This window comes from Mycolicibacterium doricum, assembly GCF_010728155.1.
Classification (GTDB): Bacteria; Actinomycetota; Actinomycetes; order Mycobacteriales; family Mycobacteriaceae; genus Mycobacterium; species Mycobacterium doricum.
The window spans coordinates 1,047,432-1,074,425 of record NZ_AP022605.1 but is presented as its reverse complement, the minus strand read 5'-3'; the positions used below and the strand labels follow the sequence as shown (position 1 = coordinate 1,074,425).

Annotated in this window: 20 protein-coding genes and 1 pseudogene; 16 read left to right on the top strand and 5 right to left on the bottom strand. The window is 68.8% G+C overall.

What is annotated here, in order from left to right; genetic code table 11:
- Window positions 1-20: 20 nt before the first annotated feature.
- The 11 genes from nuoE to G6N07_RS05250 all read left to right on the top strand — a co-directional run bounded on the left by nuoE (window position 21) and on the right by G6N07_RS05250 (window position 13,482).
- Window positions 21-869, top strand: a complete 849-nt coding sequence (nuoE, locus tag G6N07_RS05300; RefSeq protein ID WP_085192011.1) for an NADH-quinone oxidoreductase subunit NuoE — start codon at window positions 21-23, stop codon at window positions 867-869.
- On the top strand, window positions 866-2,224 hold the full coding sequence (gene nuoF, locus G6N07_RS05295) for an NADH-quinone oxidoreductase subunit NuoF (RefSeq protein WP_085192012.1): 1,359 nt from the start codon (window positions 866-868) through the stop codon (window positions 2,222-2,224). Before nuoE ends, nuoF begins: the two co-directional genes overlap by 4 nt.
- Window positions 2,224-4,617, top strand: coding sequence for an NADH-quinone oxidoreductase subunit G (locus G6N07_RS05290; RefSeq protein WP_085192013.1), 2,394 nt, complete (start codon window positions 2,224-2,226; stop codon window positions 4,615-4,617). Before nuoF ends, G6N07_RS05290 begins: the two co-directional genes overlap by 1 nt.
- Complete coding sequence (gene nuoH / locus G6N07_RS05285) at window positions 4,614-5,864, top strand: NADH-quinone oxidoreductase subunit NuoH (protein ID WP_085192014.1); 1,251 nt, start codon at window positions 4,614-4,616, stop codon at window positions 5,862-5,864. The genes G6N07_RS05290 and nuoH overlap by 4 nt, the downstream gene beginning before the upstream one ends.
- Window positions 5,857-6,381 carry an NADH-quinone oxidoreductase subunit NuoI gene (nuoI, locus tag G6N07_RS05280; protein WP_085192015.1) on the top strand — a complete coding sequence of 175 codons (525 nt, stop codon included), beginning with the start codon at window positions 5,857-5,859 and terminating at the stop codon, window positions 6,379-6,381. Before nuoH ends, nuoI begins: the two co-directional genes overlap by 8 nt.
- Window positions 6,378-7,181, top strand: coding sequence for an NADH-quinone oxidoreductase subunit J (locus tag G6N07_RS05275; RefSeq protein WP_165756769.1), 804 nt, complete (start codon window positions 6,378-6,380; stop codon window positions 7,179-7,181). Before nuoI ends, G6N07_RS05275 begins: the two co-directional genes overlap by 4 nt.
- Complete coding sequence (nuoK, locus tag G6N07_RS05270; RefSeq protein WP_085192016.1) at window positions 7,178-7,477, top strand: NADH-quinone oxidoreductase subunit NuoK; 300 nt, start codon at window positions 7,178-7,180, stop codon at window positions 7,475-7,477. Before G6N07_RS05275 ends, nuoK begins: the two co-directional genes overlap by 4 nt.
- Before the next feature lie 135 nt (window positions 7,478-7,612).
- Window positions 7,613-9,493 carry an NADH-quinone oxidoreductase subunit L gene (nuoL, locus tag G6N07_RS05265; protein ID WP_085192017.1) on the top strand — a complete coding sequence of 627 codons (1,881 nt, stop codon included), beginning with the start codon at window positions 7,613-7,615 and terminating at the stop codon, window positions 9,491-9,493.
- Complete coding sequence (locus G6N07_RS05260) at window positions 9,487-11,046, top strand: NADH-quinone oxidoreductase subunit M (protein ID WP_085192018.1); 1,560 nt, start codon at window positions 9,487-9,489, stop codon at window positions 11,044-11,046. The genes nuoL and G6N07_RS05260 overlap by 7 nt, the downstream gene beginning before the upstream one ends.
- A 38-nt stretch (window positions 11,047-11,084) precedes the next feature.
- On the top strand, window positions 11,085-12,617 hold the full coding sequence (nuoN, locus tag G6N07_RS05255; RefSeq protein ID WP_235849845.1) for an NADH-quinone oxidoreductase subunit NuoN: 1,533 nt from the start codon (window positions 11,085-11,087) through the stop codon (window positions 12,615-12,617).
- A 91-nt stretch (window positions 12,618-12,708) separates the two neighbouring features.
- On the top strand, window positions 12,709-13,482 hold the full coding sequence (locus G6N07_RS05250) for an enoyl-CoA hydratase (protein WP_085192038.1): 774 nt from the start codon (window positions 12,709-12,711) through the stop codon (window positions 13,480-13,482).
- Between the two features lie 216 nt (window positions 13,483-13,698).
- Here G6N07_RS05250 and G6N07_RS05245 read toward each other — a convergent pair whose 3' ends face one another.
- The gene (locus tag G6N07_RS05245; RefSeq protein ID WP_085192020.1) at window positions 13,699-15,183 is read right to left on the bottom strand and encodes a flavin-containing monooxygenase; all 1,485 of its coding nucleotides are present in this window, start codon (window positions 15,181-15,183) and stop codon (window positions 13,699-13,701) included.
- A gap of 164 nt (window positions 15,184-15,347) precedes the next feature.
- Here G6N07_RS05245 and G6N07_RS05240 point away from each other — a divergent pair.
- Window positions 15,348-15,847: pseudogene (locus G6N07_RS05240) on the top strand (flavin monoamine oxidase family protein); the annotation flags it as partial.
- Window positions 15,848-15,986: 139 nt separating this feature from the next.
- On the opposite strand, the gene G6N07_RS05235 reads toward G6N07_RS05240, so the two are convergent.
- Window positions 15,987-16,943, bottom strand: a complete 957-nt coding sequence (locus G6N07_RS05235) for an alpha/beta fold hydrolase (protein ID WP_085192021.1) — start codon at window positions 16,941-16,943, stop codon at window positions 15,987-15,989.
- Window positions 16,944-16,989: 46 nt separating this feature from the next.
- The gene (locus G6N07_RS20675) at window positions 16,990-17,115 is read right to left on the bottom strand and encodes a hypothetical protein (protein WP_263858026.1); all 126 of its coding nucleotides are present in this window, start codon (window positions 17,113-17,115) and stop codon (window positions 16,990-16,992) included.
- Window positions 17,116-17,158: 43 nt separating this feature from the next.
- Here G6N07_RS20675 and G6N07_RS05230 point away from each other — a divergent pair, with 43 nt between their 5' ends.
- Entirely contained in the window at window positions 17,159-18,130 is a 972-nt protein-coding gene (locus G6N07_RS05230; protein WP_165756770.1) for an NADPH:quinone oxidoreductase family protein, read from the top strand.
- Between the two features lie 4 nt (window positions 18,131-18,134).
- On the opposite strand, the gene G6N07_RS05225 is transcribed toward G6N07_RS05230, so the two are convergent.
- A complete protein-coding gene (locus G6N07_RS05225) occupies window positions 18,135-18,599 on the bottom strand; it encodes a hypothetical protein (RefSeq protein WP_085192023.1) in 465 nt (154 codons plus the stop codon).
- Between the two features lie 260 nt (window positions 18,600-18,859).
- Here G6N07_RS05225 and G6N07_RS05220 point away from each other — a divergent pair, with 260 nt between their 5' ends.
- The 3 genes from G6N07_RS05220 to G6N07_RS05210 all read left to right on the top strand — a co-directional run bounded on the left by G6N07_RS05220 (window position 18,860) and on the right by G6N07_RS05210 (window position 25,139).
- Window positions 18,860-21,763 carry an FAD-binding and (Fe-S)-binding domain-containing protein gene (locus G6N07_RS05220; RefSeq protein ID WP_085192039.1) on the top strand — a complete coding sequence of 968 codons (2,904 nt, stop codon included), beginning with the start codon at window positions 18,860-18,862 and terminating at the stop codon, window positions 21,761-21,763.
- Between the two features lie 134 nt (window positions 21,764-21,897).
- The gene (locus G6N07_RS05215; RefSeq protein WP_235849840.1) at window positions 21,898-23,565 is read left to right on the top strand and encodes a dynamin family protein; all 1,668 of its coding nucleotides are present in this window, start codon (window positions 21,898-21,900) and stop codon (window positions 23,563-23,565) included.
- Window positions 23,562-25,139 carry a GTPase gene (locus G6N07_RS05210; protein WP_085192024.1) on the top strand — a complete coding sequence of 526 codons (1,578 nt, stop codon included), beginning with the start codon at window positions 23,562-23,564 and terminating at the stop codon, window positions 25,137-25,139. The genes G6N07_RS05215 and G6N07_RS05210 overlap by 4 nt, the downstream gene beginning before the upstream one ends.
- 185 nt (window positions 25,140-25,324) lie before the next feature.
- On the opposite strand, the gene G6N07_RS05205 is transcribed toward G6N07_RS05210, so the two are convergent.
- Entirely contained in the window at window positions 25,325-26,965 is a 1,641-nt protein-coding gene (locus G6N07_RS05205) for a peptide chain release factor 3 (RefSeq protein ID WP_085192025.1), read from the bottom strand.
- Window positions 26,966-26,994 lie beyond the last annotated feature (29 nt).

The window sequence follows — 26,994 nt, the reverse complement described above, 5'->3', positions numbered from 1 at the left end:
CGCGCGAAGAAGAGACGACCATGAGCATCTTCCTCGAACTCGGCCAGCGGCCGGACGAACCCGGACCGCCGATCAGCGGACCGGTGTCCTACGAGCCAGCGGTCGCCGCACGCCTGACCGACGACGCCGCCCGGATCATCGCGCGGTACCCTCAGGGCCGGTCGGCGCTGCTACCGCTGCTGCACCTGGTGCAGGCCGAGGACGGCTGCGTCACCACCGCCGGAACCGCCTTCTGCGCCGAGCGACTCGGCTTGACCGACGCCGAGGTGACGGCAGTGGCCACGTTCTACTCGATGTACCGGCGCACGCCCACCGGCGACTACCTGGTCGGGGTCTGCACCAACACCCTGTGCGCGATCATGGGCGGTGACGAGATTCTCGACGCGCTGCAGGACCATCTCGGCATACCCGCCGGGCAGACCACCGCCGACGGCCGCGTAACGCTGGAACACATCGAATGCAACGCCGCGTGTGACTACGCCCCGGTCGTGATGGTGAACTGGGAGTTCTTCGACAACCAGACGCCCGCCTCGGCCCGCGATCTCGTCGACTCGCTGAGCGCGGGCACTCCCGCCGCTCCCACCCGCGGCGCACCGCTGTGCACCTTCCGCGACACCGCACGCACCCTCGCCGGACTCGCCGACCAGCGTGCGGTCACCACTCCCGGGGGGACGGGTGACGCGACGCTGGCCGGCCTACGGGTGGCACGAGCGAACGGTATGTCGGCCCCGGATCCCGCCAGCACCGAAGGGGAAGGGAGGCAGCCGGATCCGGAGATCACCGAGGCGGCCGACTCGACCACCGATGAACCTGCCCCCGCGCCCACGGAGGGCGTGCCGGCTAAACCCGTCGACGGGCCGGCGCCATGACCGCGCTGACCCCGGTGTTGAGCCGGTTCTGGGACGAACCCGAACCCTGGACGCTGGACACCTACCGGCGCCACGGCGGGTACCGCGCGCTGGAACGGGCGCTCGGCACCGCTCCCGACGACGTCATCGCCACCGTCAAGAACTCCGGGTTACGCGGCCGGGGCGGTGCGGGTTTTCCCACCGGCACCAAGTGGTCGTTCATCCCCCAGCAGCCGAGCTCGCGGAGCGACCAGAAAGCAGCGGGCGACGACGGGCCCGCCGCCAAACCGCACTACCTCGTGGTCAACGCCGACGAGTCGGAACCGGGTACGTGCAAGGACATCCCGCTGCTGCTGACCACCCCCCACTTCCTGGTGGAGGGCGCGATCATCGCCGCGTACGCGATCCGAGCCCATCACGCCTTCGTCTACGTTCGCGGTGAGGTGGTACCGGTGTTGCGCCGGCTGCAGGCGGCGGTCGCCGAAGCCTACGAAGCCGGCTATCTGGGCGCCGACATCCGCGGATCCGGATTCGACCTCGACTTGATCGTGCACGCCGGGGCGGGCGCGTACATCTGCGGTGAGGAGACCGCGCTGCTCGACTCGTTGGAAGGTCGTCGCGGCCAGCCGCGCCTGCGCCCCCCGTTCCCGGCCGTGGCCGGGCTCTACGCCTGTCCGACGGTGGTCAACAACGTCGAGTCCATCGCGAGCGTGCCGCCGATCCTGCTCAACGGCATCGACTGGTTCCGCTCGATGGGGTCGGAGAAATCGCCTGGCTTCACGCTCTATTCGCTGTCCGGCCACGTCACCCGGCCAGGACAGTACGAGGCGCCGCTGGGAATCACGCTGCGCGAACTACTCACCTACGCCGGCGGTGTCCGCGCCGATCACCAGTTGAAATTCTGGACGCCGGGAGGCTCCTCGACGCCGCTGCTCACCGCTGAACACCTCGACGTGCCACTCGACTACGAGGGGATGGCCTCGGTCGGGTCGATGCTCGGCACCAAGGCGCTGCAGATCTTCGACGAGACCACCTGCGTGGTGCGTGCGGTGCGCCGCTGGACGCAGTTCTACGCCCACGAATCCTGCGGCAAGTGCACCCCCTGCCGCGAAGGCACCTACTGGCTCACCCAGATCTACGCGCGCCTGGAAAGCGGCGACGCCACCGAGGCCGACGTCGACAAACTGCTCGACATCTCCGACACCATCCTGGGGAAGTCGTTCTGCGCGTTGGGCGACGGTGCGGCGAGCCCCATCGTCTCGTCGATCAAGTTCTTCCGCGACGAATACCTCGCGCATCTCGGCCCCGACTCTGCTGGGTGCCCGTTCGATCCCCACGCCTCAACACTGACGGCCAGGCGAGAGGTGGGCGTGTGATGACCCGGACCGCCGACACCGGAACGCCCAGCACACCGCCGGTCGAGATGGTGGAGCTGACCGTCGATGGCGTCACGGTCAGCGTGCCGAAGGGCACGTTGGTGATCCGGGCCGCCGAGCTGATCGGCATCCAGATCCCCCGGTTCTGTGACCACCCGCTCCTCGACCCGGTCGGGGCGTGCCGGCAGTGCCTCGTCGAGGTGGAGGGCCAGCGCAAGCCGATGGCGTCGTGCACCACCGCCGTGAGCCACGACATGGTGGTACGCACTCAGTTCAGCTCCGAAGCCGCCGACAAGGCGCAACGTGGCGTGATGGAACTGCTGCTGATCAACCATCCGCTCGACTGCCCGGTCTGCGACAAGGGCGGTGAATGCCCGCTGCAGAACCAGGCGATGTCCAACGGACGCACCGAAACCCGGTTCACCGACGTCAAACGCACATTTCCGAAACCGATCAACATCAGCTCCCAGGTATTGCTGGACCGGGAACGCTGCGTGCTGTGCGCGCGGTGCACCCGGTTCTCCCAGCAGATCGCCGGCGACCCGTTCATCGAACTGCTGGAACGCGGTGCGTTGCAGCAGGTCGGCATCGCTCCCGGCGAACCGTTCCAGTCGTATTTCTCCGGCAACACCGTGCAGATCTGCCCGGTCGGCGCGCTGACCGGGGCCGCGTACCGGTTCCGTGCCCGGCCGTTCGACCTGGTCTCCACGCCCAGCGTGTGCGAGCACTGCGCCTCGGGCTGCGCCCAGCGCACCGACCACCGCCGCGGAAAAGTCCTGCGCCGCTTGGCCGGTGACGATCCGCAGGTGAACGAGGAGTGGAACTGCGACAAGGGCCGCTGGGCGTTCACCTACACGGCCGTCGGTGACCGAATCACCACGCCGATGGTCCGCGCCGAGGACGGTGCACTGCGGCCGACGTCGTGGTCGCAGGCACTCGCGGTGGCGGCCACCGGACTGGCCGGCGCGGTAGGCAGCGCCGGGGTGCTGGTGGGCGGACGGGCCACGGTGGAAGACGCCTACGCCTACGCGAAGTTCACGCGGATGGTGCTCGGTACGAACGACGTCGACTTCCGGGCGCGGCCGCACAGCGCCGAGGAGGCCGATTTCCTGACCGCCCACGTGGCGGGCCGTCCCATGCAGGTGACCTACGCCGACCTGGAGAACGCGCCCGCGGTCCTGCTGGCCGGGTTGGAACCGCAGGACGAGTCACCGATCGTGTTCCTGCGGCTGCGCAAGGCCGTCCGCAAGAACGGACTTCAGGTGCTGTCGGTCGCGCCGTTCGCCGGCCGTGGGCTCACCAAGCTGTCCGGTCGCCTCGTCGCGGCCGCGCCGGGCGGTGAGACCGCCGCCCTCGACGGCCTGACCGACGAACCGCTGCTGCGTCTGCCCGGTGCGGTCGTCGTCGTGGGGGAACGCCTGGCCACCACACCGGGGGCATTGACGGCGGCCGCCCGGCTGGCCGGCGTGACCGGTGCCCGTCTGGCGTGGATTCCGCGGCGCGCCGGTGAGCGCGGCGCCGTGGAGGCCGGCGCGCTGCCCACCCTGCTGCCCGGCGGCCGCCCCGTCACCGACGGCTCCGCCCGTGCTCAGCTGGCAGCCACCTGGCACAGCGACGCACTGCCGGAAACCCCGGGCCGCGACACCGGCGCGATGATCGACGCCGCGCGTTCCGGGGCACTGGGCGCACTGGTGGTCGGCGGTGTCGAGGTGACCGATCTGCCGGACCCGGACGCCGCGCTCGCCGCGCTGACGGCGGTACCGTTCGTGGTGAGCCTCGAGCTACGCGAGAGCGACGTCACCCGCGCCGCCGACGTGGTGTTCCCGGTGGCGCCGGTGGCCGAGAAGGCCGGGGCGTTCCTCGACTGGGAAGGCAGGCTGCGGTCCTTCGAACCGGCGTTACGCAGCAACGCGATCCCCGACCTGCGGGTGCTGAACTTCCTGGCCGACGAGATGGGCGTCGACCTCGGCCTGCCGGATGTGCAGAGCGCCGGCGCGGAACTCGCGCGGCTGGGCTGGTGGGACGGTCCGCGCCCGCCATGCGCGCACCAAGTGTCGGCGCCGCCGCGCATCGGGGCGGGGCAGGCGGTGCTGGCGGGGTGGCGCACGCTCCTCGACCTCGGGCGGATGCAGGACGGCGAACCGCATCTGGCGGGCACCGCGCCGCCCGCCGTCGTGCGGCTGTCCGGCGCCACCGCGGAGGTCATCGGCGCGGCGCCCGGTGAGCTGGTCACGGTCGGGACCGGCCGCGGACAGGTGAGGCTCCCCCTCACCGTCACCGACATGCCCGACGGCGTCGTGTGGCTGCCGCTGAACTCCCCCGGCTCACAGGTACACCGCCAACTGGGTGTGAGCACCGGCGCCGTCGTGTCGATCGGGCGGGCCGCCCCGTGACCTACCCCGACCCCACGCTGTTCGGCCACGACCCGTGGTGGCTGATCCTGGCCAAAGCCGTCGGCGTCTTCGGGTTCCTGGTGCTCACCGTGCTGGCCGCGATCCTGATCGAGCGCAAGGTGCTGGGCCGCATGCAGATGCGGTTCGGCCCCAACCGGGTCGGCCCCAAAGGGCTGTTGCAGTCCCTGGCCGACGGCATCAAGCTGGCCCTGAAGGAAGGCATCACGCCGGCCGCGGTCGACAAACCGATCTACCTACTGGCCCCGGTGATCTCGGTCATTCCCGCGTTCCTGGCGTTCGCGGTGATCCCGATGGGCGGTGAGGTCTCGGTGTTCGGCCACCGCACCGCACTGCAACTGACCGATCTCCCGGTGGCGGTGCTCTACATCCTCGCCGTCACCTCCGTGGGGGTGTACGGCATCGTGCTGGCAGGCTGGGCCTCCGGATCGACGTATCCGCTTCTCGGCGGGCTGCGTTCAAGCGCGCAAGTGGTGTCCTACGAGATCGCGATGGCGCTGTCGTTCGCGACCGTCTTTCTCTACGCAGGCACGATGTCCACGTCCGGGATCGTCGCCGCCCAGAATTCGACCTGGTATGTCTTCCTGCTCCTGCCGTCGTTCCTGGTGTACGTGACGTCTATGGTCGGGGAGACCAACCGCGCGCCGTTCGATCTGCCCGAGGCCGAGGGCGAACTGGTGGGCGGCTTCCACACCGAGTACTCGTCGCTGAAGTTCGCGATGTTCATGCTCGCCGAGTACGTCAACATGACGACGGTCTCGGCGTTGGCCACCACCATGTTCCTGGGCGGCTGGCAGGCGCCGTGGCCGATCAGCCTGTGGGACGGCGCGAACAGCGGGTGGTGGCCGTTGCTGTGGTTCACGGCGAAGGTGTGGGTGTTCCTGTTCGTCTACATCTGGTTGCGAGCCACGCTGCCACGACTGCGCTACGACCAGTTCATGGCGATCGGATGGAAGGTGCTGATCCCGGTGTCACTGGGCTGGATCATGGTCGTTGCGACCGCGCACGCGCTGCGCAGCACCGGCTACGGCGGTGGGGCGAGCGGTGTGCTGATCCTCGGCACCGTGCTGACTTTCGTACTGGCCGCGATCCTGTGGCACACCCTGCGATTCCGTCCGGACCGGGCGGTGCCCGAACGCACCGCCGCGGATGTATTCCCGATTCCGCCGATACCCGGCCGCGCGGACACCGCGCGTGCGGCCGAAACCAGGGAGACGACAGATGCCTAAGTTGTGGGACGCGGTCGCCGGTTTCGCCGTCACATTCGGGACGCTGTTCAAGAAGCCGATCACCGAGGAGTATCCGGAGAAACCGGGTCCGGTCGCCCCTCGATATCACGGCCGCCACCAATTGAACCGGTATCCCGACGGTCTCGAGAAGTGCATCGGTTGTGAACTGTGCGCCTGGGCTTGTCCTGCCGACGCGATCTACGTCGAAGGCGACGACAACACCCCCGAGGAACGCTATTCCCCCGGTGAACGTTTCGGCCGCGTCTACCAGATCAACTACCTACGCTGCATCGGCTGCGGTCTGTGCATCGAGGCGTGTCCGACCCGAGCGCTGACGATGACCAACGACTACGAGATGGCCGACGACAACCGGGAGAACCTGATCTGGGGCAAGGAGAAACTGCTCGCACCGCTGCGCGACGGCATGCTGGCGCCACCGCATCCGATGGCGCCCGGCGCTACCGACGAGGACTACTACCTGGGCCGCATCGGGCCCGTCACCGAGGACGTCAGGTGAGCACGGAGATCGTGGTGATCGCCGCGGAGGGCGCGGCGATCACCTCGACCAGCGAGGCCGTCGTGTTCTGGATCGTCGGTGGCGTCGCGCTGATCGGGGCGCTCGGCGTGATCTCCGCGCCCAAGGCGGTGTACTCGGCGATCTTCCTCGCCACCACCATGATCGCGCTGGCGGTGCTCTACATCGCCCAGGAGGCGCTGTTCCTCGGGGTGGTGCAGGTCGTGGTCTACACCGGCGCGGTGATGATGCTGTTTTTGTTCGTGCTGATGCTCGTCGGCGTCGACTCCTCGGAGTCGCTGGTGGAGACCATCCGGGGGCAACGAGCCGCGGCCATCGCCGTCGGCGTCGGATTCGGCATCCTGCTGATCGCGGGCATCGGAACCGTATCGACGACCGGTCGCTCGGGCCGATCCGCAAGCTCCTCGGCCACTTTCACCGGCCGGCCCAGCGCCGACAGCGGCGGCAACGTCGAGGGTCTTGCGGCGCTGATCTTCACCCGATATCTGTGGGCCTTCGAGCTCACCGGTGCGCTGCTGATCACCGCGGCACTCGGCGCCATGGTGCTGGCGCACCGCGAACGCTTCGAAAACCGCAAGACCCAGCGGGAGTTGTCCATCGAACGTTTCCGAGACGGCGGTCATGCCACCCCGATGCCCAATCCGGGGGTCTACGCCCGCCACAACGCGGTCGACATGCCCGGCCGGCTTCCGGACGGCAGCGGGGCGAAGTCGTCGGTCAGCACGGTCCTGCAGCCACGTGAGGTGCCGCCGTCGGAGAGCGGAAGGAACGGCGACCGGTGAACCCCGACAACTACCTCTACCTGTCCGCGCTGCTGTTCACCGTCGGCGCCACCGGGGTGTTGTTGCGCCGCAACGTCATCGTGGTGTTCATGTGCGTGGAGCTGATGCTCAACTCCGCCAACCTCGCGTTCGTGGCGTTCTCCCGCATGCACGGAAACCTCGACGGTCAGGTGGTGGCGTTCTTCACGATGGTGGTCGCGGCCTGCGAGGTGGTCATCGGCCTGGCCATCATCATGACCATCTACCGGGCCCGCCGGTCGGCGTCGGTCGACGACGCCAACCTGCTGAGGCATTGATGAGCGCTTGCGCGAAGAACAGAAGGCACCGATGAGCGCTTGCGCGAAGAACAGAAGGCACCGATGAGCGCTTGCGCGAAGAAGAGAAGGCACCGATGAGCGCTTGCGCGAAGAAGAGAAGGCACTGAGGCGCCGATGACCACTGGGGTGTGGCTGCTGATCGCGCTGCCGCTGGCCGGTGCCGTCGTCCTACTGCTGGCCGGGCGCCGTTCGGACCGGTGGGGGCACCTGCTCGCCACGGCGGCGTCGGTCGCGTCGTTCGTCGTGGGTGCGGTGCTGTTCACCGGAATGCTCGGCCGCGCCGCCGAGGACCGCGCCGTGCACGAGACCCTGTTCTCCTGGGTCCCGGTCGGCGAACTGCAGGTCGACTTCGGTCTGCAACTCGACCAGTTGTCGATGTGCTTTGTCCTGCTGATCACCGGAGTCGGCTCGCTGATCCATGTCTACTCAATCGGGTATATGGCGCACGACCCCGGAAAGCGGCGCTTTTTCGCCTACCTCAACCTGTTCCTGGCCGCGATGCTGCTACTCGTTCTGGCCGACAACTACCTCGGGCTCTACGTCGGCTGGGAGGGCGTCGGGCTGGCGTCCTACCTGCTGATCGGGTTCTGGTCGGACAAACCGTCGGCGGCGACGGCCGCGAAGAAGGCGTTCATCGTCAACCGGGTCGGCGACACGGGGTTGGCGATCGCGCTGATGATCATGTTCGCGACCGTCGGTTCGGTGTCGTTCGCCGGAGTGTTCGGCGCCGCCTCGCAGCTCGGCGAGGGCACCCTCACCGCGATCGGTCTGCTGCTGCTGCTCGGCGCGTGCGGCAAGTCCGCTCAGGTGCCGCTGCAGTCCTGGCTGGGCGACGCGATGGAGGGCCCCACGCCTGTGTCGGCGCTCATTCACGCGGCCACCATGGTGACCGCGGGCGTGTACCTGATCGTGCGTTCGGGCCCGGTGTTCGATCTGGCGCCGACCGCGCAACTCGGCGTCGTCATCGTCGGCACCGTCACGCTGCTGTTCGGCGCGATCATCGGCTGCGCCAAGGACGACATCAAGAAGGCGTTGGCGGCGTCCACCATGAGCCAGATCGGCTACATGGTGCTCGCCGCCGGGCTGGGCCCGGCCGGATACGCGTTCGCGATCATGCACCTGCTGACTCACGGATTCTTCAAGGCCGGGCTTTTCCTCGGCGCCGGATCGGTCATGCACGCCATGGACGACGAGGTGAACATGCGCCGCTACGGCGGTCTGCGCAAAGCCCTGCCGATCACGTTCGCGACGTTCGGGCTCGGCTACCTGGCGATCATCGGGGTGCCGCCGCTGGCCGGGTTCTTCTCCAAGGACGGCATCATCGAAGCCGCGCTGGGCGCCGGAGGTGTCAAGGGCTGGTTCCTCGGCGGTGCGGCGATCCTCGGTGCGGGCATCACCGCGTTCTACATGACCCGGGTGATGCTGATGACGTTCTTCGGTGAGAAGCGTTGGGCCGAAGGGGTTCGTCCGCACGAGGCGCCGGCCGTCATGACCGCGCCGATGGTTGTCCTGGCCATCGGATCGGTGGCGTCGGGAGGGCTGCTGGCGGTCGGCGGCACACTCTCGCACTGGCTCGAGCCCGTCGTCGGAACGCACGAGGAGGCGCACGCGGTTCCGGTGGTGGTGGCGACCGCCGTGATCCTGTCGGTGGTGGCCGTCGGCATCGCGGTGGCCTACCGCACGTACGCGACCCGAGCGGTACCCGCCGACGTACCCGCCGGGTCGGCGCTGACCGTCGCCGCGCGCCGCGACCTCTACGGGGATGCGCTCAACGAGGCCGTGTTCATGCGACCCGGTCAGGTGGTGACGGCGGGCATGGTCAGTGTCGACGACAGGGCTGTCGACGGCGCCGCGACCGGCCTCGCCACGCTCGTGGCGCGCACCTCGGACGGATTGCGCCGTCTGCAGACCGGACTCGCGCGGTCGTATGCGCTGGGTATGCTCGGCGGCGCGGCGCTCGTGGTGGCGGCGATCCTGGTGGTGAACCTGTGGTGATCCCCTGGTTGAGCGCGCTGTGGGCGGCGCCGATCGTCGGTGCCGGCGTGGTGATGGTGATTCCCCGCCGCGCGCTGGCGAAGTGGGTGGCGCTGGCGGTGTCGCTGGTGGCGCTGGCGGTCACCGCGGTCATCGCCGTTGGTTTCGACCCCGGCGGTCAGCAGTACCAGTTCGTCGAATCCCGCCGCTGGATACCGTCGTTCGGGACCGGCTACACCCTCGGTGTCGACGGCATCGCGCTGGCGCTGATCGTGCTGACCGCGGTGCTGGTGCCGATACTCATCGTCGCCGGGTGGAACGACGCCGACCGGGCACCGCAACGCCGCTCGGTCCACACATATCTCGCGCTGACGCTGGCCGTCGAGGGCATGGTGTTCATGTCGCTGGTCGCCCTCGACGTGCTGCTGTTCTACGTGTTCTTCGAAGCCATGCTGATCCCGATGTACTTCCTCATCGGCGGGTTCGGGTCAGGCGGCGCGCTGGATCGTTCCAAGGCGGCGGTGAAGTTCTTGCTGTACAACCTTTTCGGCGGCCTGATCATGCTCGCCGCGGTGATCGGGTTGTACGTCACCACCGCAGGCAGCGACGCCTTCGACAGCGGGACCTTCGACTTCCGTGCGATCGTCGCGGCCGTTGCGGCCGGCGATCTCGTCGTCAACCCTGCGGTGCTCAACCTGATGTTCGCCGGGTTCATGTTCGCGTTCGCGGTGAAGGCCCCGCTGTGGCCGCTGCACCGTTGGCTGCCCGACGCCGCGGTCGAGGCCACACCCGCCAGCGCCGTGCTGATGATGGCGGTGATGGACAAGGTCGGCACGTTCGGCATGCTGCGCTACTGCCTGCAGTTGTTCCCCGACGCCGCGACACTGTTCCGGCCGTTGATCATCACGCTCGCGGTGGTCGGCATCGTGTACGGGGCGGTGGTCGCGATCGGGCAGACCGACGTGATGCGGCTGATCGCCTACACGTCGATCTCACACTTCGGGTTCATCATCCTCGGCATCTTCGTGATGACGAGCCAGGGCCAGTCCGGTTCGGCGCTGTACATGGTCAACCACGGCATCTCCACCGCGGCGCTGTTCCTCATCGCGGGCTTCCTGGTCTCGCGGCGCGGGTCGCGTCTCATCGCCTCCTACGGCGGCGTGCAGAAAGTGGCGCCCGTACTGGCCGGCACCTTCCTCGTCGCGGGTCTGGCGACGTTGTCGCTGCCCGGGCTGGCACCGTTCATCAGTGAATTCCTGGTGCTCATCGGCACGTACACCCGTTATCCGGTGCTGGCGGTGCTGGCGGCCAGCGCGCTGGTGCTCTCTGCGATCTACGTGCTGTGGACCTACCAGCGGATGATGACGGGTCCGGTTGCCGACGGCAACGAGCGGTTGCGCGACCTGGTCCCGCGTGAACTCGCCGTGGTCACCCCGCTGATCGTGCTGCTGCTGGTGCTGGGGGTGTATCCCAAACCCGCACTCGACGTGATCGACCCGGCGGTCGGGCACACGCTGACGACCATCAACCAACCCGACCCGGCGCCGACGCCGGTAGTGGCGGCGAACCCGTGATCCCCGCCCCTACCGTCGAATACGGCCTGATCTCACCCATGCTGATCGTGCTGGGCGCCGCAATCGCCGGCGTACTCATCGAGGCGTTCCTGCCCGTGCGCAGCCGCTACGCCGCCCAGCTCACGCTCGCACTCGGCGCCACGGTGGGCGCGCTGGCCGCCGTCGTCGTGGTGAGCTGGCAGATGAGCGAGGAGGTCGGCCGATCCGCCGTGATGGGTTCGGTGGTCATCGACCGGCCGGCGCTGTTCCTCCAGGGCACCATCCTGCTCGTCACCGTCCTCGGCATCGCACTCATCGCGCAACGGCAGATCCCGGTCGGCGCCGAGGACCGCGACGCCGCCAGCGGACTCGACGCGTTCACCCCGCAGGCCTCGGCGATACCGGGCAGCGTCACCGAGCGAGTCGCCACCCGCATGGGGCTGGTGCAGACCGAGGTGTTCCCGCTGACCATGTTCGCCGTCGCCGGCATGCTGCTGTTCCCCGCAACCGACGACCTGCTCACCATGTTCGTCGCGCTCGAGGTGCTCTCCCTGCCGCTGTACCTGCTGTGCGGGCTGGCCCGCCGCCGGCGGCTGCTCTCCCAGGAGGCTGCGCTCAAGTACTTCCTGCTCGGTGCATTCTCCTCGGCGTTCTTCCTCTACGGCGTCGCGATGCTGTACGGCTACGCGGGGACCCTTGACCTGCGCAGGATCGCCGCCGTGGTCGCCGAGGACGCCGGCAGGACGTCGCTTGCGCTGACCGGTACCGGCCTGATCCTGGTCGGCGTGTTGTTCAAGGTCGGCGCCGCACCGTTCCATTCCTGGATCCCCGACGTCTACCAGGGGGCGCCGACCCCGGTGACCGCATTTATGGCGGCCGCCACCAAGATCGCGGCGTTCGGCGCCCTGCTGCGGATCGTCTACGTGGCGCTGCCTGAACTGCGCGACGACTGGCGCCCGGTGCTGTGGGCGATCGCGATCCTGACGATGATCGTCGGCACCGTGACGGCGGTGACCCAGACCGACGTGAAACGGATGCTCGCATACTCGGCGATCGCCCATTCCGGGTTCATCCTCACCGGCGTGATCGCCCAGAACCGGCCCGGCCTGTCGTCGGTGCTGTTCTATCTTTTCGCCTACGGGTTCTCCACCGTCGGGGCGTTTGCGATTGTCAGTTTGGTCCGCGACGCCGACGGGCAGGAGGTGACGGCGATGGCCCGGTGGGCGGGAATCGGCCGGCGCAGTCCCCTTGTCGGGGTGGTGTTCTCGCTGTTCCTGCTGGCGTTCGCCGGGATCCCGTTGACCAGCGGCTTCGTCAGTAAGTTCGCCGTGTTCAAGGCGGCGGGCGAGGGCGGGGCGATCCCGTTGGTGGTGGTCGGTGTGGTCGCCAGCGCGATCGCCGCCTACTTCTACGTGCGGGTGATCGTGTTGATGTTCTTCACCGATCCGCCCGCCGACGCACCGCAGATCGTCGTACCCAGCGGACTGACCACCGCGGCCATCACCGTGACCGCCGCTGTCACGCTGGCCCTCGGCGCGCTGCCGCAACCGCTGCTCGACCTCGCCGACAGCGCCGACCTGTTCCTGCGCTAGCGTTCTGTTCGCCCAAACGAACAAACGGGTGGAAAAGTGCGAGTAGATGTGGGCAAAACGTCGATCTCGACGAACCGGAAGGATGGCGGACATGACCTCCCTCGTTCAGGTGGCCGACATCGACCACGTCCGCCTGCTCACCATGAACCGGCCGGAGGCGCGAAATGCTCTCAGCCGCGACCTGATCCGGGAGCTGTACACGGCGCTGTCCAAGGCGGACGACGACGAGTCGGTGCACGCCGTGGTACTCACCGGAGCGGACCCGGCGTTCTGCGCCGGGGTGGACCTCAAGGAGGCCGCCCGCGACGGCACAGAATACTTCGCCGAGCTCAAGTCGCAGAGCTGCATCGCCCGGGTCGCGCAGATGCGCACACCGGTCATCGGGGCGGTCAACGGTGCCGTGTTCACCGGCGGGTTGGAGATGGCGCTGGGCTGCGACTTCCTGATCGCCTCGCAGCGCGCCGTGTTCGCCGACACCCACGCCGGCGTCGGCATACTGCCCGCCGGCGGGATGACCGCGCGGCTGCCGCAGGTGGTCGGCGCCGCGATGGCGCGGCGGCTGTCGATGACCGGCGAGGTGGTCGACGCCGAGCGGGCCGCGCAGATCGGCCTGGTGACCGAGGTGGTAGCCCACGACAAGCTACTCGACCGCGCGATCGAATTGGCCGCCCAGATCGCCGAATTACCCGCAGCCACCATGACGGGACTCAAGGAGATCTACACCCGCGGCACCGACCCCGTCATCTCCGCCGCCCTCGCGGCCGAACAGGACATCGTGGGTGCGCAGGCCCGCGACTTCTCCGAACTCAGCACACGATTCGACGACGTGTCCGCGCGCAACCGCTCTCAGATCGCGGCCGACTGACCGCACGCGCGTCTCGATTGTGTGCGGTGTCATCCGCAACCCGCCGGCCGGGGCGGATGAGGCCGCACATTCGTCGGACCTCAAGTAGATGCTTGGCGCCGAACCAGCCGGGCGGCATATTCGGTGGCCGGGCCGCACGTTCGAGGGCTGCGGCTGTTCGAGCGCCGGCCTTTAGCCTGTGATCGAGGTGTAGTTGGTCGCGCTCAGCGCGACCAACTACGCCGAAATCACCCGTTGTGAGGCTGGGACGCGGCCGAACACCATCGATTCCTCGATCCGGTCGAAACGGTGGTCGATGGCGTCGAGGACGTAGTTGTGCCGCACATTCCACGGCCGCTGGGTGCCGGATTTCGGCAGTGCGTGCGGCGCTCGCTGGACGTAGCCGGCGTTGATGTTCCACGCCGGCTTCTCGGCCATCGGCTTGTCTCCCAGGTGCGGGTAGGCGTGGGTGTAGCCGTGGTCGTCCATGAACGCGACCAGTCGGGCGAAGGCTCGCGCGGTCAGGTCGGCACGCAACGTCCACGACGCGTTGATGTACCCCACACACCACGCCAGGTTGGGCACGTCTTCGAGCATGTGCTCCTTGAACACGAACCGGTCCTGCGGTTTGACCTCCGCACCGTCGATGCTCAGCGCCACCCCACCGAGGGCCTGCAATTGCAGTCCCGTGGCGGTGACGATCACGTCGGCATCGATGTGCTCACCGGACCGCAGCACGACGCCGTTCTCATCGAACGTGTCGATGTGGTCGGTGACGACTTCGGCCCGCCCCTCCGCGATCGCCGAGTACAGGTCGTCGTCGAGGCTCAGGCACATCCGCTGGTCCCACGGGTCGTAGTGCGGGTTGAAGTGCACGTCGACCGGATAGCCCGCCGGCAGCGTCTTGGCCGCCTGGTGGCGGATGAACCGCCGCACCAGGCCGGGGGTCTTTCGCGACAGCGCGTACGTGGAGACCACGAACGCCAGGTTGTAGAACCGCACGAGGTGAAAGGCCAGCCGGGCCGGGAAAACCTTTCGGATGGCCTGCACCACCGGGTTGATCCGCGGCGAGGAAAGCACATAGGTCGGCGAGCGCTGCAACATCGTGACGCGGCCGGCCTCACGCGCCAACGCCGGAACCATGCTCACCGCGGTGGCACCGCTGCCTATCACCACGACCTTCTTCCCCGCGAAGTCCAGGGTTTCCGGCCAGTGCTGTGGGTGCACCACCTCGCCGGTGAACTTTTCGATCCCGGGGAACTCGGGTCGATAGGGCTCGTCGTAGTTGTAGTAGCCGGTGCCGAAGAACAGGAACCGGCTGCGGTAGGTCCGCGCCTGGCCGTCCTGCTCGGTGCGCACCGTCCAGGTGTCGGTGGCCGAATCCCAGTCGGCTGCCAGCACATGGGTGTTGAACCGAATGTGGGAGTCGATACCGTGCTTGCGGGCGGTCGCGGTGAGGTACTCGCGGATGTCGGCGCCGTCGGCGATGTTCTCGGGTCTGGTCCACCGCTCGAACGGGAAGCTCAGCGTGAAGATGTCGCTGTCCGAGCGGATGCCCGGGTAGCGGAACAGGTCCCAGGTGCCGCCGATGCGCGCCCGGCGCTCGAGGACCGTGTACGTCAGCCCCGGATTCTTCTCCTGCAGGCGGTAGGCCGCGCCTATCCCCGAAATCCCCGCCCCGATGATCAGGACATCGGTGTGACCAGCATCGACGCTGCTCATGTAACCTCCATTGGTCCGCTTACGTACGACCCGCACCATAGGGCTCACCTATGCACCCGTCGCCGTTCCGGCCGACGAATCCACGTCGGGCCGAAGAGCGCCGTCACACCTGCACAACATGAGAGCCTTGTCACACGAGCGTACCGGTCGACGCCGATGTCGTCGTGGTCGGGGCCGGATTCGCCGGGCTCACGGCGGCCCGTGAACTCAGCCGCCGCGGACACGGCGTCGTGGTGTTCGAGGGACGCGACCGGGTCGGCGGCCGGGCCTACACCACGACGGTCGCCGGCGTCCCCGTCGATCTGGGGGCCACGTTCATCGGTCCAAACCCCAGGACGCGGTCACCGCGCAGGCGGCAGAGCTGGGTTGCCACACCGTCCGCACGTACAACCGTGGCAAAAACCTCATCCGCTGGCGCGGTCGGTGCGGTCGTATCGCAGCACCGTCCCGCGGTTGTCGATCCTCGAGCTGCTCGACGTCTCCCGCATCCAGTGGCGGTTCGAGCGGTTGTGTAAGCAGATCCCGGTCGCGGCGCCGTGGACCGCGCCGAGCGCCCACCGCCTCGACCCGAGACCTGATGGCGGTCATGTCGCGGGTGACGTGGGGGTCTGAACCCGGCGCGGTGTCGATGCTGCATGCCGTGCGCGACGTCAAGGCAGGCGGCTGAAGCGTTCGCTCCAGGCGGCCCTACCGCGGACCAGTGGACCGGCTTCCTCGACGGTGCGGTGCGCTCGGGCCAGCGGGCGGCTGCCGAGGTGCACGACCGGTTGTCGCGTTAGGACCAGCGCGTTAAGACGAGGCTGTCACGACGTCGCGCGGCGCGGTGTGGCCACCGACTCCACCAGGTTTCGCAGCGCTCCGTTGACTTCGTCGGGGTGTTCGAGGATGGCGCAGTGCCCGCCGGTCAGCTCGAGGAAGGCCGCAAGGTTGGGCACGGTCTGGGCGATCCGTTTTGCCGACGTGATCGGCAGCAGGCGGTCCTTGTCGCTGCCGATGACGAGCGTCGGCACGTTGAGGTTCTCCAGGCCGATGTGGCGCGGCCCCAGCGACTCCACCAGGACCCGCGCCCAGCCGCCGCGGCCTGCAGCCGGGGTACCGGCGAACAGCTCGAACACGAACGCGGCGACCGCGGGGTCAGCGGCACGACCGACGGCCAGCTGGGAGACCAAGCGGCGACTCGGCCGCTGAGCCGCGGCCAGCAGGGGCGCCGCGCCGAAGGCCTTCACGATGGTTTCTGCGGCCCGCACCCGCTGCGCCGACAGCCGCTGCGGCACGGGGAGGAACTGGACGTCGCGAACCAGGTCTCCGGTAGTCGTGTTGATCAGCGCGACGCCTGCCGCGCGCCGCGCCACCCGCTCGGGGAAACGCTCGGCCCAACTGGTGATGGCGATACCGCCCATCGAATGACCCGCCACCACCGCCCGCTCGTCGGGCGCGACGGTCGCGTCGAGCACCGCGTCGAGGTCGGCGGCAAGGTAATCGAGGCTGTAGTTGCCGCGCCGCGGCGGCACTCCGCTGCGCCCGTGTCCGCGATGGTCGAAGGCGATGACCCGGTGATCGCGCGCGAGGTCGGCGATCTGATAGGCCCACACCCGGATCGCGCACGTGATGCCGTGTGAAAGCACGATTGGTGGAGCGTCTTCTGGCCCGAAGACCTCGGTGTGTAGCCGCACCCCGTCGACTGAACGCACCTGGACCACCCGGCTCGGCGGCAGTGCCTGCGCGGCAGCGAATTGGGTCGTTGATCTTGCCCTACTCACGGGGTCCTCCCATCGCGATCCGGCGGCGTTGCCCGGTGCCCTCAGCTTAGCTGCCGGTAACCAGTACCGGCTTGACGAGCCAGCTCGATTTCGCGGCCGAACAGGCCGCATCGAGCTCCTCGTACGGGAAGGTCGTGATCAACGGGCAGCACGCGGCACGGGTGTCGATCACCCCGGGATGTTAAATGGTTCCCGTCCACGGAAGGAAGGCGACCATGCGCGCGGTTCAGATTGCCCAGTTGGACGGTCCCGGTTCGGTACGGGTCGTCGATGTCGACGAGCCCGACGGCACCGATCAGGTGCTGATCGATGTGTACGCCGCGGGGGTCGCGTTCCCCGACGCCCTGCTCACCCGTGGGCTCTATCAGTACAAGCCGGACCTACCGTTCACGCCGGGTGCTGAGATCGCCGGCGTGGTGCGCAACGCACCTGCCGGTTCGGGGCTGTCGCCCGGTGACCGAGTGGCGGGTCTGACGATGCTGTCCGGCGGTATGGCGCAAGTCGTTGCGTTGGCACCCGATCAGGTGTTCCGGCTGCCCGAGGCGGTGTCCTTCGAAGCCGGGGCGGGCCTGTTGTTCAACGATCTGACCGTGCACTGCGCACTGCGCACCCGCGGTCGGTTGGCCCAGGGCGAAACCGTCCTCGTCCACGGCGCTGCGGGCGGGATCGGCACCTCGGCATTGCGTTTGGCTCCGGCCTTCGGCGCCGGACGCACCATCGCCGTGGTCAGCACCGAGGAGAAGGTCGCGGTGGCGCAGGCGGCCGGCGCCGATGACGTCGTGTTGGCCGACGGTTTCAAAGACGCGGTCAAGGAACTGACCGGTGGCCGGGGTGTCGACGTCGTGGTCGATCCCGTCGGCGGCGACCGGTTCACCGACTCACTGCGTTCACTGGCCCCCGGCGGACGCCTGCTGGTGATCGGTTTCACCGGCGGCGACATCCCCACCGTGAAGGTGAACCGACTGCTGCTCAACAACGTCGATGTGGTCGGAGTCGGTTGGGGTGGGTGGACTTTCGCGCATCCCGGCTACGTGCGCGAGCAGTGGGCCGAACTCGAGCCGTTGTTTGCCGCCGGTGCGGTGTCCGCGCCGCGGCCTGACGTCTACCCGCTCGACCGTGCAGCCGAAGCCATTGCCGCACTGGAGAATCGGACCGCCAGAGGCAAGGTCGTCATCGCGCTGCGGTGAGCGCTCACGGCGCGGCGATGTAGTCCATCGGAGGGCCGTCAGGGCCGACGGCGGCCTGGTCGGCGACGGCAGTCGCCACCGGCTGGCCGGCCTGGACGGTCGCGAAGACCGATACGCGGTCGTCGACCGCGAACGATGCGACCGGGCCGGCCGGCTGCCGGCGGTCCGCCGTCACGGCGTGGGTGTCTGGGGTGATCCGGTAGGTATGGATGAGCCCGTCGTCGCTGCGTGTGGTGACCGAGTCAGCGGTCACCGCAACCACGGTGCCGTTCTGGGTGACCGGCGCGCTGCCCGCGGCCTGCGGCGCGGCGGGCGCGGCGGCGGGTTCGGGCGAGGAGAAGTGCACGATCGCACCGGCGAGAACGCCGGCCGACGCCACGGCGAACGACAGGGAGCCGCCCACGACGACGGGCCACTGCGTCGTCCGGCCATAGGTCATCGGTTCGGGTGACCGGTGTTTTCCACTCATACCTCTCAGCTCCAGGATGTTGTGTGCGTCTGACGGGTCTCTACCCCTGCGCTGCATCGGGCAAACAGCATTGGCCCGGGAAAAGCCGCCCGCAGCCCCGCTGACCGGGGCAAACACCGGCGTCCGTTCATGCTCGACGCCGCCCTTGATGGGCCGAGGTCGAAGCAGGACCGACCGCCGGGCAGACTTGGAGTGTCGTGGCTGTCGCCGAGTCCGTGCTGGGGTCGGCCGGGTGAGATGCGGAGGTGGTGGAGGCCGTCATGAACGACCGCGGCGCCCCCGAACCAACGACAGACATCGCCACGGCCCCTGGCGTCCTGGCCGATCTGAGCGCTGTGGGCATCGACGTCGACACCTCGACCCGGCGGAGAGCGGAATACTCGTTCGACGCGTCGAACTACCGCCTCCAACCGCTCGGCGTGATCTTCCCGCGTTCGGCCGACGAGGTGGTTCACGCGGTGCGGGTGTGCGCCGAACACGGTGTTCCGGTGACCAGTCGCGGTGGCGGCACGTCCCTGGCCGGTAACGCGATCGGCCGCGGTCTGATCCTCGAGTTCTCCCGCCACATGAACGCGGTGGCGTCCGTCGACGAAATCCAACGCACCGCAAAGGTGCAGCCGGGCATCGTCCTGACCGAATTGCAGCGGCACGTGCAGGGCGCAACCGACGGCCGGCTGACGTTTGCCCCCGACCCGTCGAGCAAGTCCAGGGTCACAGTCGGCGGCGCTCTCGGAAACGATGCGTGCGGCAATCACTCGGTGCGTTACGGCCGCACGTCCGACCACGTCGTCGCCCTCGACCTGGTCACCGCGGCCGGTTACCGCCTCACCGCCACGAGCGACGGGCTGTGCGCCACCGACCCAGCCGATGGCCAGGCCGCTGAGGCGGCCGCGCACATCGCCGCCGAGCTTCGCGCACTGACCGAGGAACACCTCCTGGATTTCCGGCGCGAGCTGGCCCGCTTCCCCCGCCAGGTCTCGGGGTACCACCTCGCCAACCTGCTGCCAGAGAACGGCTTCGACGTGGCGCGCGCGCTGGTCGGTAGTGAGGGCACGTGTGCGGTGATCGTCGGTGCCACGGTGTCGCTCGTACCGGTGGCGCCGTCCGCCATGTTGTTGTGCCTGGGCTACCGGAATCTGGTCGACGCGGCGCGGGACAACGCGCTGATCCTGCGCTACTCCCCTGCCGCCGTCGAAGGAATCGACTCGTCGATCGTCGACACGATGCGCCGTCTGCGCGGGTCCGATTCGGTCACGGGCCTTCCACAAGGCGACGCATGGCTGTACGTCGACATCGACGGCGACGATCACGCGCAGGTTCAGGCGCGCGCCGCGGAACTGGTCGCCGAGTTGCAGTCCGCCGCGCGGCTGGTCGAGGCACGAGTCGTGGCTGATCCTGCCGAACGCGCCGCGCTGTGGCGGGTGCGCGAAGACGGCGCCGGACTGTCGGCGCGAATGGTCGACGGCGGCGAGTCGTGGCCCGGGTGGGAGGACTCCGCCGTCGCCCCTGATCGACTCGCCGACTACCTGGTCGAGATCAAGGCACTGCTCGCCGAGTTCGGGCTCACCGGTGTCATGTACGGGCACTTCGGCGCCGGCTGTATGCACGTCCGCATCGACTTCGATCAGCGAACCACACAGGGCCGGGAGGTCATGTCGCGGTTCATCCGCCGAGCGGCCGAGCTGTGCGTACAGTTCGGCGGTTCCATGTCCGGTGAGCACGGCGACGGCCGTGCGCGCTCGGAACTGCTGCCGCTGATGTACAGCCCGGCCACCATGGCGGCCTTCTCCCGGTTCAAGCAGATCTGGGATCCCCGCGGCAATCTGAATCCCGGATCGATCGTCGACCCGGAACCGCTGCTGGGCAACCTCTCCCTCGCCGGAATCGAACCGCGCAACTGGCCGACGTCATTCGACCTCACCCCCGCGCATGACGTCCCGGTCGCACCATTTGTCCATGCAGTTCAGGGCTGCATCGGAGTGGGACGCTGCCGCGCGTCGAGCGGTGGGGTGATGTGTCCCAGCTTCCGGGCCACGGGCGACGAGAAGGACTCCACCCGCGGACGTGCACGTGCCCTGCAGGAGATGGTGCGCAACTCACCGACGGTCGCCGAAGGCTGGCGGTCTGAGGACGTCAAGGAATCGCTCGATCTGTGCCTGTCGTGCAAGGCCTGCTCCACCGACTGCCCGGTGGGCGTCGACATGGCGACCTACAAGTCAGAGTTCCTCGACCACTACTACAGCGGCCGCCGGAGGCCGATGTCGCACTATTCGCTCGGATGGCTACCCACATGGCTCGCACTGGCCACCTGGACGGCGCCGCTGGTCAATCCGCTCACAAGGGGCCGGATAGGACGGATGGCGGCGCGCATCGGCGGTCTCACCCCGCACCGCACCATGCCGGCGTTCGCCTCCGCCAGGCAGATCCGCCGGGAGGTGGCGGCCGCCGGCACCGGGAGTGACGTCGTCCTACTGGCCGACACCTTCACCCGGGGCTTTCGCCCGGAGGTAATCGGGGCCGCAGCGCGGGTACTGGCAGACGCCGGGATGTCCGCGGAGTGCCGCACGGACGCCTGCTGCGGGCTGACCTGGATCTCCACCGGCCAACTCAAGAAGGCCAAGAAGCATCTCGCGAAGGCTGCCGAGGCGCTCGACGACGGAACCGACCGGCCGATCGTCGTCCTCGAACCCAGTTGTGCCGCAGCGTTGCGTAAAGACCTGCCGGAGCTGGTCCCCACGGACGCCGCACGCCGGGTCGCCGGTCGGGTCCGCACGTTCCCCCAGCTCGTTGTCGAATGGGCTGAGAAGGGGTGGCGGCCAGAGCATCCGGTTCCCGACGAGGTGACCGTTCAGACGCACTGCCATGAGTACTCGGTGTTCGGCGCCGCCACGCAACGGAAGGCCCTCGAGGTGCTCGGAGTGAACCAGATCCGTGAGGCCACCGGTTGTTGCGGTCTGGCAGGCAATTTCGGGTTCGAACCGGATCACTACGACGTCAGCATGAAAGTCGCCGAGCAAGGCCTCATCCCGGCTCTACACGACACTTCCGCCGGCGCGGCGGTCCTGACCGATGGATTCAGCTGCCACCTGCAGGTGCGGCAGTTGGACATCGATCGGTCATCACAGCACCTTGCGCAACTGCTCGACCCATTAGGCGATCACTGAGGCTTGCGCGTGCGCATCGGCGGCGGTGCTCGCCGCGACGAGAGTGCAGGACGCGCCCCCCACCGGTATCTCTGACAAGCATGCAGCTGGCCGAAGCCTTCCGCGGTGACCGCTTGGTGAGGCACGCTGAAGCGATGACGGCGGCCACGGATCTCCTCGACGCGGTGGCCGCCCTGGGCGCGGCTCTCGAGCGCACGACGTTCCCCCTTCCCACGCCGTCGGCGTGGCCGGCGGACCGCGACCGCCGGCAGCTGACCGGTCAGCTCTCGGATTATCTGATCCCGCGGCTGCGCAGCATCGACGCACCCTTACTCGCAGTGGTCGGGGGCTCGACCGGTGCGGGCAAGTCCACGTTGATCAACTCACTCGTCGGCGCGGACGTCAGCCAGTCGGGTGTTCTGCGTCCGACGACCCGTGGCCCGGTGATCGTCTGCCATCCGACGGATCTGCAGTGGTTCACCGACGACCGGATCTTGCCGCAGCTGCCGCGTTCGGCCGGCCCCGACGGGCTGCGGTTGGCGCCCCACCCGGGCATCGGACCGGGCCTCGCGCTGCTCGACGCCCCCGACATCGACAGCGTGGTGAGCAGCAATCGGGAGCTGGCGTCCACGTTGTTGGCCGCCGCCGATCTCTGGATCTTCCTCACCACCGCGGCTCGCTACGCCGATGCCGTGCCCTGGCAGATGCTGCACACCGCGCGTGACCGCGGCACCGCGATCGCCGTCGTGCTGGACCGCTGCCCGCCGGAGGCCGTGCACGACGTCGCGGGTCATCTGTCGGACATGCTCACCGCGGGCGGGCTGAACGGGGCTCCGCTGTTCGTCATCGCCGAGCAGCCGCTGCGCAACGGGCGACTGAAGGAGAAATCGATCGTGCCGATCCGCTCCTGGCTCGGTGGCCTGACCGCGGACGCCGAACAACGGGCGTCGGTGGTGCGCTACACGCTCGACGGCGCGCTGCGCAGCCTCCCGCCGCGGACCTACGCGCTCGCCGGGGCCGCCGACGAACAGGGCGACGTCCGCGCTCAGTTGACATCGTGTGTGCGGTCGTCCTACGACGGCGCGCTGACCCGGGTCGACGAGGCGATCCGCGACGGCGCGATGCTGCGCGGCGAGGTCCTGGCTCGGTGGCAGGACGTGGTGGGCACCGGTGAGCTCCTGCGACGACTGGAATCCCGTGTCGGCCGCACCCGCGACCGGATGGTCGCGGCGGTCACCGGGCGCTCGACCCCGGTGGAGGAGTTGGGGTCGGCGTTGGAGAGCGGCATCGCCACGGTCGTGCGTGCCGCGGTGGAGGACGCCGCCGAGGCCGCCTATGCCTGTTGGGCCCGCCACCAGGCCGGCGCACTGCTGCTCCACGACGAGTTGGCCAGGCCCGAACCAGGATTGCACGAGGCCGTCGAGCGGCTGGTCCGCGATTGGGAGGGGTTCGTCCTCGAGCTGGTCCGCACCGAGGGTGCGTCGAAGCGCTCCGGTGCCCGGTTGGCCTCCTACGGGGTCAACGGCGCGGGGCTCGTCGTGATGCTCGCCGTGTTCAGCCAGACGGCCGGGTTGACCGGGGCCGAGATCGCGGTCGCCGGTGGGACGACGGTGGCCGGTCAGAAGGTGCTGGAGGCGATCTTCGGTGAGCAGGCGGTGCGCGGCCTGGCTCGTCAAGCCCGAGACGAGCTCCTCACCCGGGTCGGACAGCTGCTGAGCGAGGATTCCGGCCGGTACCATCGGGTCCTGGGATCGGCGACGTCGGTGGTGAGCGGTGAGGACCTGCGGGCGGCCGCGAACCGCATTGCCGCGGTGCTGCAATGAGCCTCGTCGAACGGCTGGCCGCGTTGTCGTCGGTGGCGGTGTTGGGTGCCGGCCGGCTGCCCGAGGAGGTGCTGGCCGAGGTCCACGACCTCGACGGGCGCGCCGGGACCCGACTGCGACTGTCCGGCGAGCACACCGTCGTGGCGTTGGCCGGGGCCACCGGAAGCGGGAAGTCCTCGTTGTTCAACGCGATCGCAGGGGCGCCACTGGCGCAGGTGGGAATCCGGCGGCCGACCACATCGGCCACGCAGGCCGTCGTCTTCGGACCGTCACCTGCCACCGAACTCCTCGACTGGCTCGAGATCCGCAACCGTCAGGGCGGCGACGGCTCCGCCACTCCACAGCTTGGGGGTCTGGTGTTGCTCGACCTGCCCGACCACGACTCCGTCGAGGCTGCACACCGCGCGGAAGTCGACCGGCTGATTCGACTCGTCGACGCGTTCGTCTGGGTGCTCGATCCACAGAAGTACGCCGACGCCGTGCTGCACGACGAATATCTGCGTCCCCTGGCGCCGCACCGCGAGGTCATGGTCGTCGTCCTCAACCAGGCCGACCGACTGCCCCTCCCCGATCTGGCGTCGTGCATGCACGATCTGCACCGGCTACTCGCCGACGACGGCCTGATCGGCGTGCCGGTACTCGCCACCTCGGCCGTGAAACCCGAGGGAGCCTCGGAGTTGCACGAATTCCTGGTCTGCACCGTGGCCGATCACCGGGCCCGCACGGCACGCGTGAGCGCCGATCTCGACGCGATGGCCGCCCGGCTCACGCCGCTGGTCCCGGCGCGGCGCTCCGAACCCGCGCTCGGCGACGCCGCACGGCAGCTGCGCAGCGCCCTCGCCGGTGCCGCGGGAGTGCCGACGGTGGTAGACGCCGTCGGCCGGGCCCACACCCGTCGGGGCCTGGTCGCGACGGGATGGCCACCGGTGCGCTGGCTCCCCAAGTTGCGCCCGGATCCGTTGCGCCGTCTGGGTTTGGATGCGCCCGACACCCAAGAGATCCTGCGGCGGACGTCGATGCCCTCGGGTTCGGCCGCTGCGCGCGCCGGAGTCGACAGTGCGGTGCGGGCGCTGGCCGACACCGCGTCCGACGGGCTGCCCGCGCCGTGGCCGCGGATCATGCGGCAGGCCGCGAGATCACAGGCCGATACGGTCCCCGACGCCCTCGACAGGGCGGTGGGCGGGGCCGATCTGGGGATGGCCCGGCCACCGCGATGGTGGCGGCTGGTCGGGGTGCTGCAATGGCTTTTCGTCGCGGTGGCCGTCGCGGGAGGTGGGTGGCTGGGTGCGCTCGCCGTCTTGGCGTACCTGCAGATCGACCTCGACACTCCTTCGCTCGGTCCGTTCGCGCTGCCGACGGTTCTGCTCCTGGGCGGGCTCGCCCTCGGACTCGTGCTGCGAGTTCTCGTGCGGCCCTTCGTGGCGGTGGGCGCGGCGAGACGGCGGCGGAAGGTGGCATCCGAACTGCACCGACGGGTCGACGGGGTAGCCGAGGAGCTGGTGTTGGCGCCGTTGCGCACCGAGCTCATGCGCTACGCGCAGCTCTCGACAGCCGTGCACGCGATCAGCCGCTGAGACTCACCCGTGCCGGAGCACCTTCGTCGAACTGTTACGGGCCGACGGCGGCGGCCTGGCCGCTACGCGCGCACAGCCGGAGCGGAGCAGAAAGGGCGACGGGCCCCGACGGCGTCGTCGCAAAGCCGCGGGAGTAGCCCCGCTTGCACGGTGCACGCGGTGAACGTTCGCGAGGAACGATGCGGCTAGTCCGCTGCCGCCACCAGCGAGCGCAGGCGTACGCCGGGCAGTTCCCGCTCGACGTTCTCCAGGCGCCACTTCGTCGAGAACACCGCGATGACCACTCCGTCGGTCCGGGTGAACACCTCCACCGACGCCTGCTGCTGCAGGATCTCGGCATCGGCGGGGTCGGCCACTCGCGCCACCGTGTACGGGAGGAACTCGAGCGCGATCGGCGCATTGAACTCGCCGGCCATCCGGTGACTAGCGACCTCGAACTGCATCGGGCCGACCGCGGCGAACACCGGCGCCTGCTCACCTCGCCGGTCCGAGCGCAGCACCTGGATGACGCCTTCCTGGTCCAACTGCTCGATGCCTTTGCGGAATTGCTTGTGCTTGCCGGGGTCGGTGCCCCGTGCGACGGCGAAATGCTCGGGAGAGAAGCTCGGTATCGGCGGGTACTGCACCGGGATGTCGCGGTACAAGGTGTCGCCCGGACGCAGCGCGGCGGCGTTGGCGAGCCCGATGACGTCCCCCGGCCACGCGGTGTCGAGCGTGGAGCGCTGCTGCCCGAAGACCGATTGCGCGTACTTGGTGACGAACGGCTTGCCAGTGGCGGCGTGGGTGAGGACCTCGCCGCGTTCGAACGTGCCCGAGCACACCCGCGCGTAGGCGATCCGGTCGCGGTGCGCTGAGTCCATTCCCGCCTGCACCTTGAAGACGAACGCGCTGAACGGGGCGGTCGCTTCGCGCCGGTTGCCATCGACGTCGAGTTGACCGCTCGGCGACGGTGCGAGCTGGGCGAGCACGTCGAGGAGTTGATTGACACCGAAGTTGAGGATGGCGGAGGTGAACAGGACCGGAGTCGACGTACAGCGGAGGAACGAGTCCCGGTCGAAGTCGGCGCCGTCCGCGCTCAGCAGCTCGGACTCTTCTACCGCGTTGTCCCAGTCGGCGCCCACGGCCTCGTGCGCGCGGGAGGCATCGATGTGTTCCTCGGGTGCGGCGGTGGCACCACCCGCGGTCCGGGTGTACCGGATGTACGTGCCGGTGCGCCGGTCGAGGACCCCCTTGAAGTCGCCGGCGATGCCGACCGGCCACGTCAACGGTGTGGTCTGCAACTGGATCCGGTCGTGGATCTCGTCCATCAACTCCAGAGCGTGCCGGCCTGGTCGGTCCCACTTGTTCACCACCGTGATGATGGGGATGCCGCGGTGGCGGCAGACCTGGAAGAGTTTCAGCGTCTGTGGTTCCAGGCCTTTCGCGGCGTCGATGAGCATCACCGCAGCGTCGACCGCGGTCAGGACTCGGTAAGTGTCCTCGGAGAAGTCGGCGTGGCCCGGGGTGTCGAGCAGGTTGATGATGCAGGTGTCCCCACCCTGGGTGCGGTACGGGAACTGCAGGGCCGTCGAGGTGATGGAGATGCCGCGGGCCTTCTCCATCTCCATCCAGTCCGACACCGTGGCGCGGCGGCCCGCCTTGCCGTGGATGGCGCCTGCTTCGGTGATCGCCTTGGCGTGCAGCACCAGCGCCTCGGTCAAGGTGGACTTGCCGGCGTCGGGATGGCTGATCACAGCGAACGTCCTGCGGCGTCGTGCTTCAGCGGAGATGCGGTCTGCCTGCGGCCCGGTGGCCGTCGTCGACACTCCTGAGGCGGTATCGGTCATTGCTGACGATTTTATTGGCCGCGGCGCCG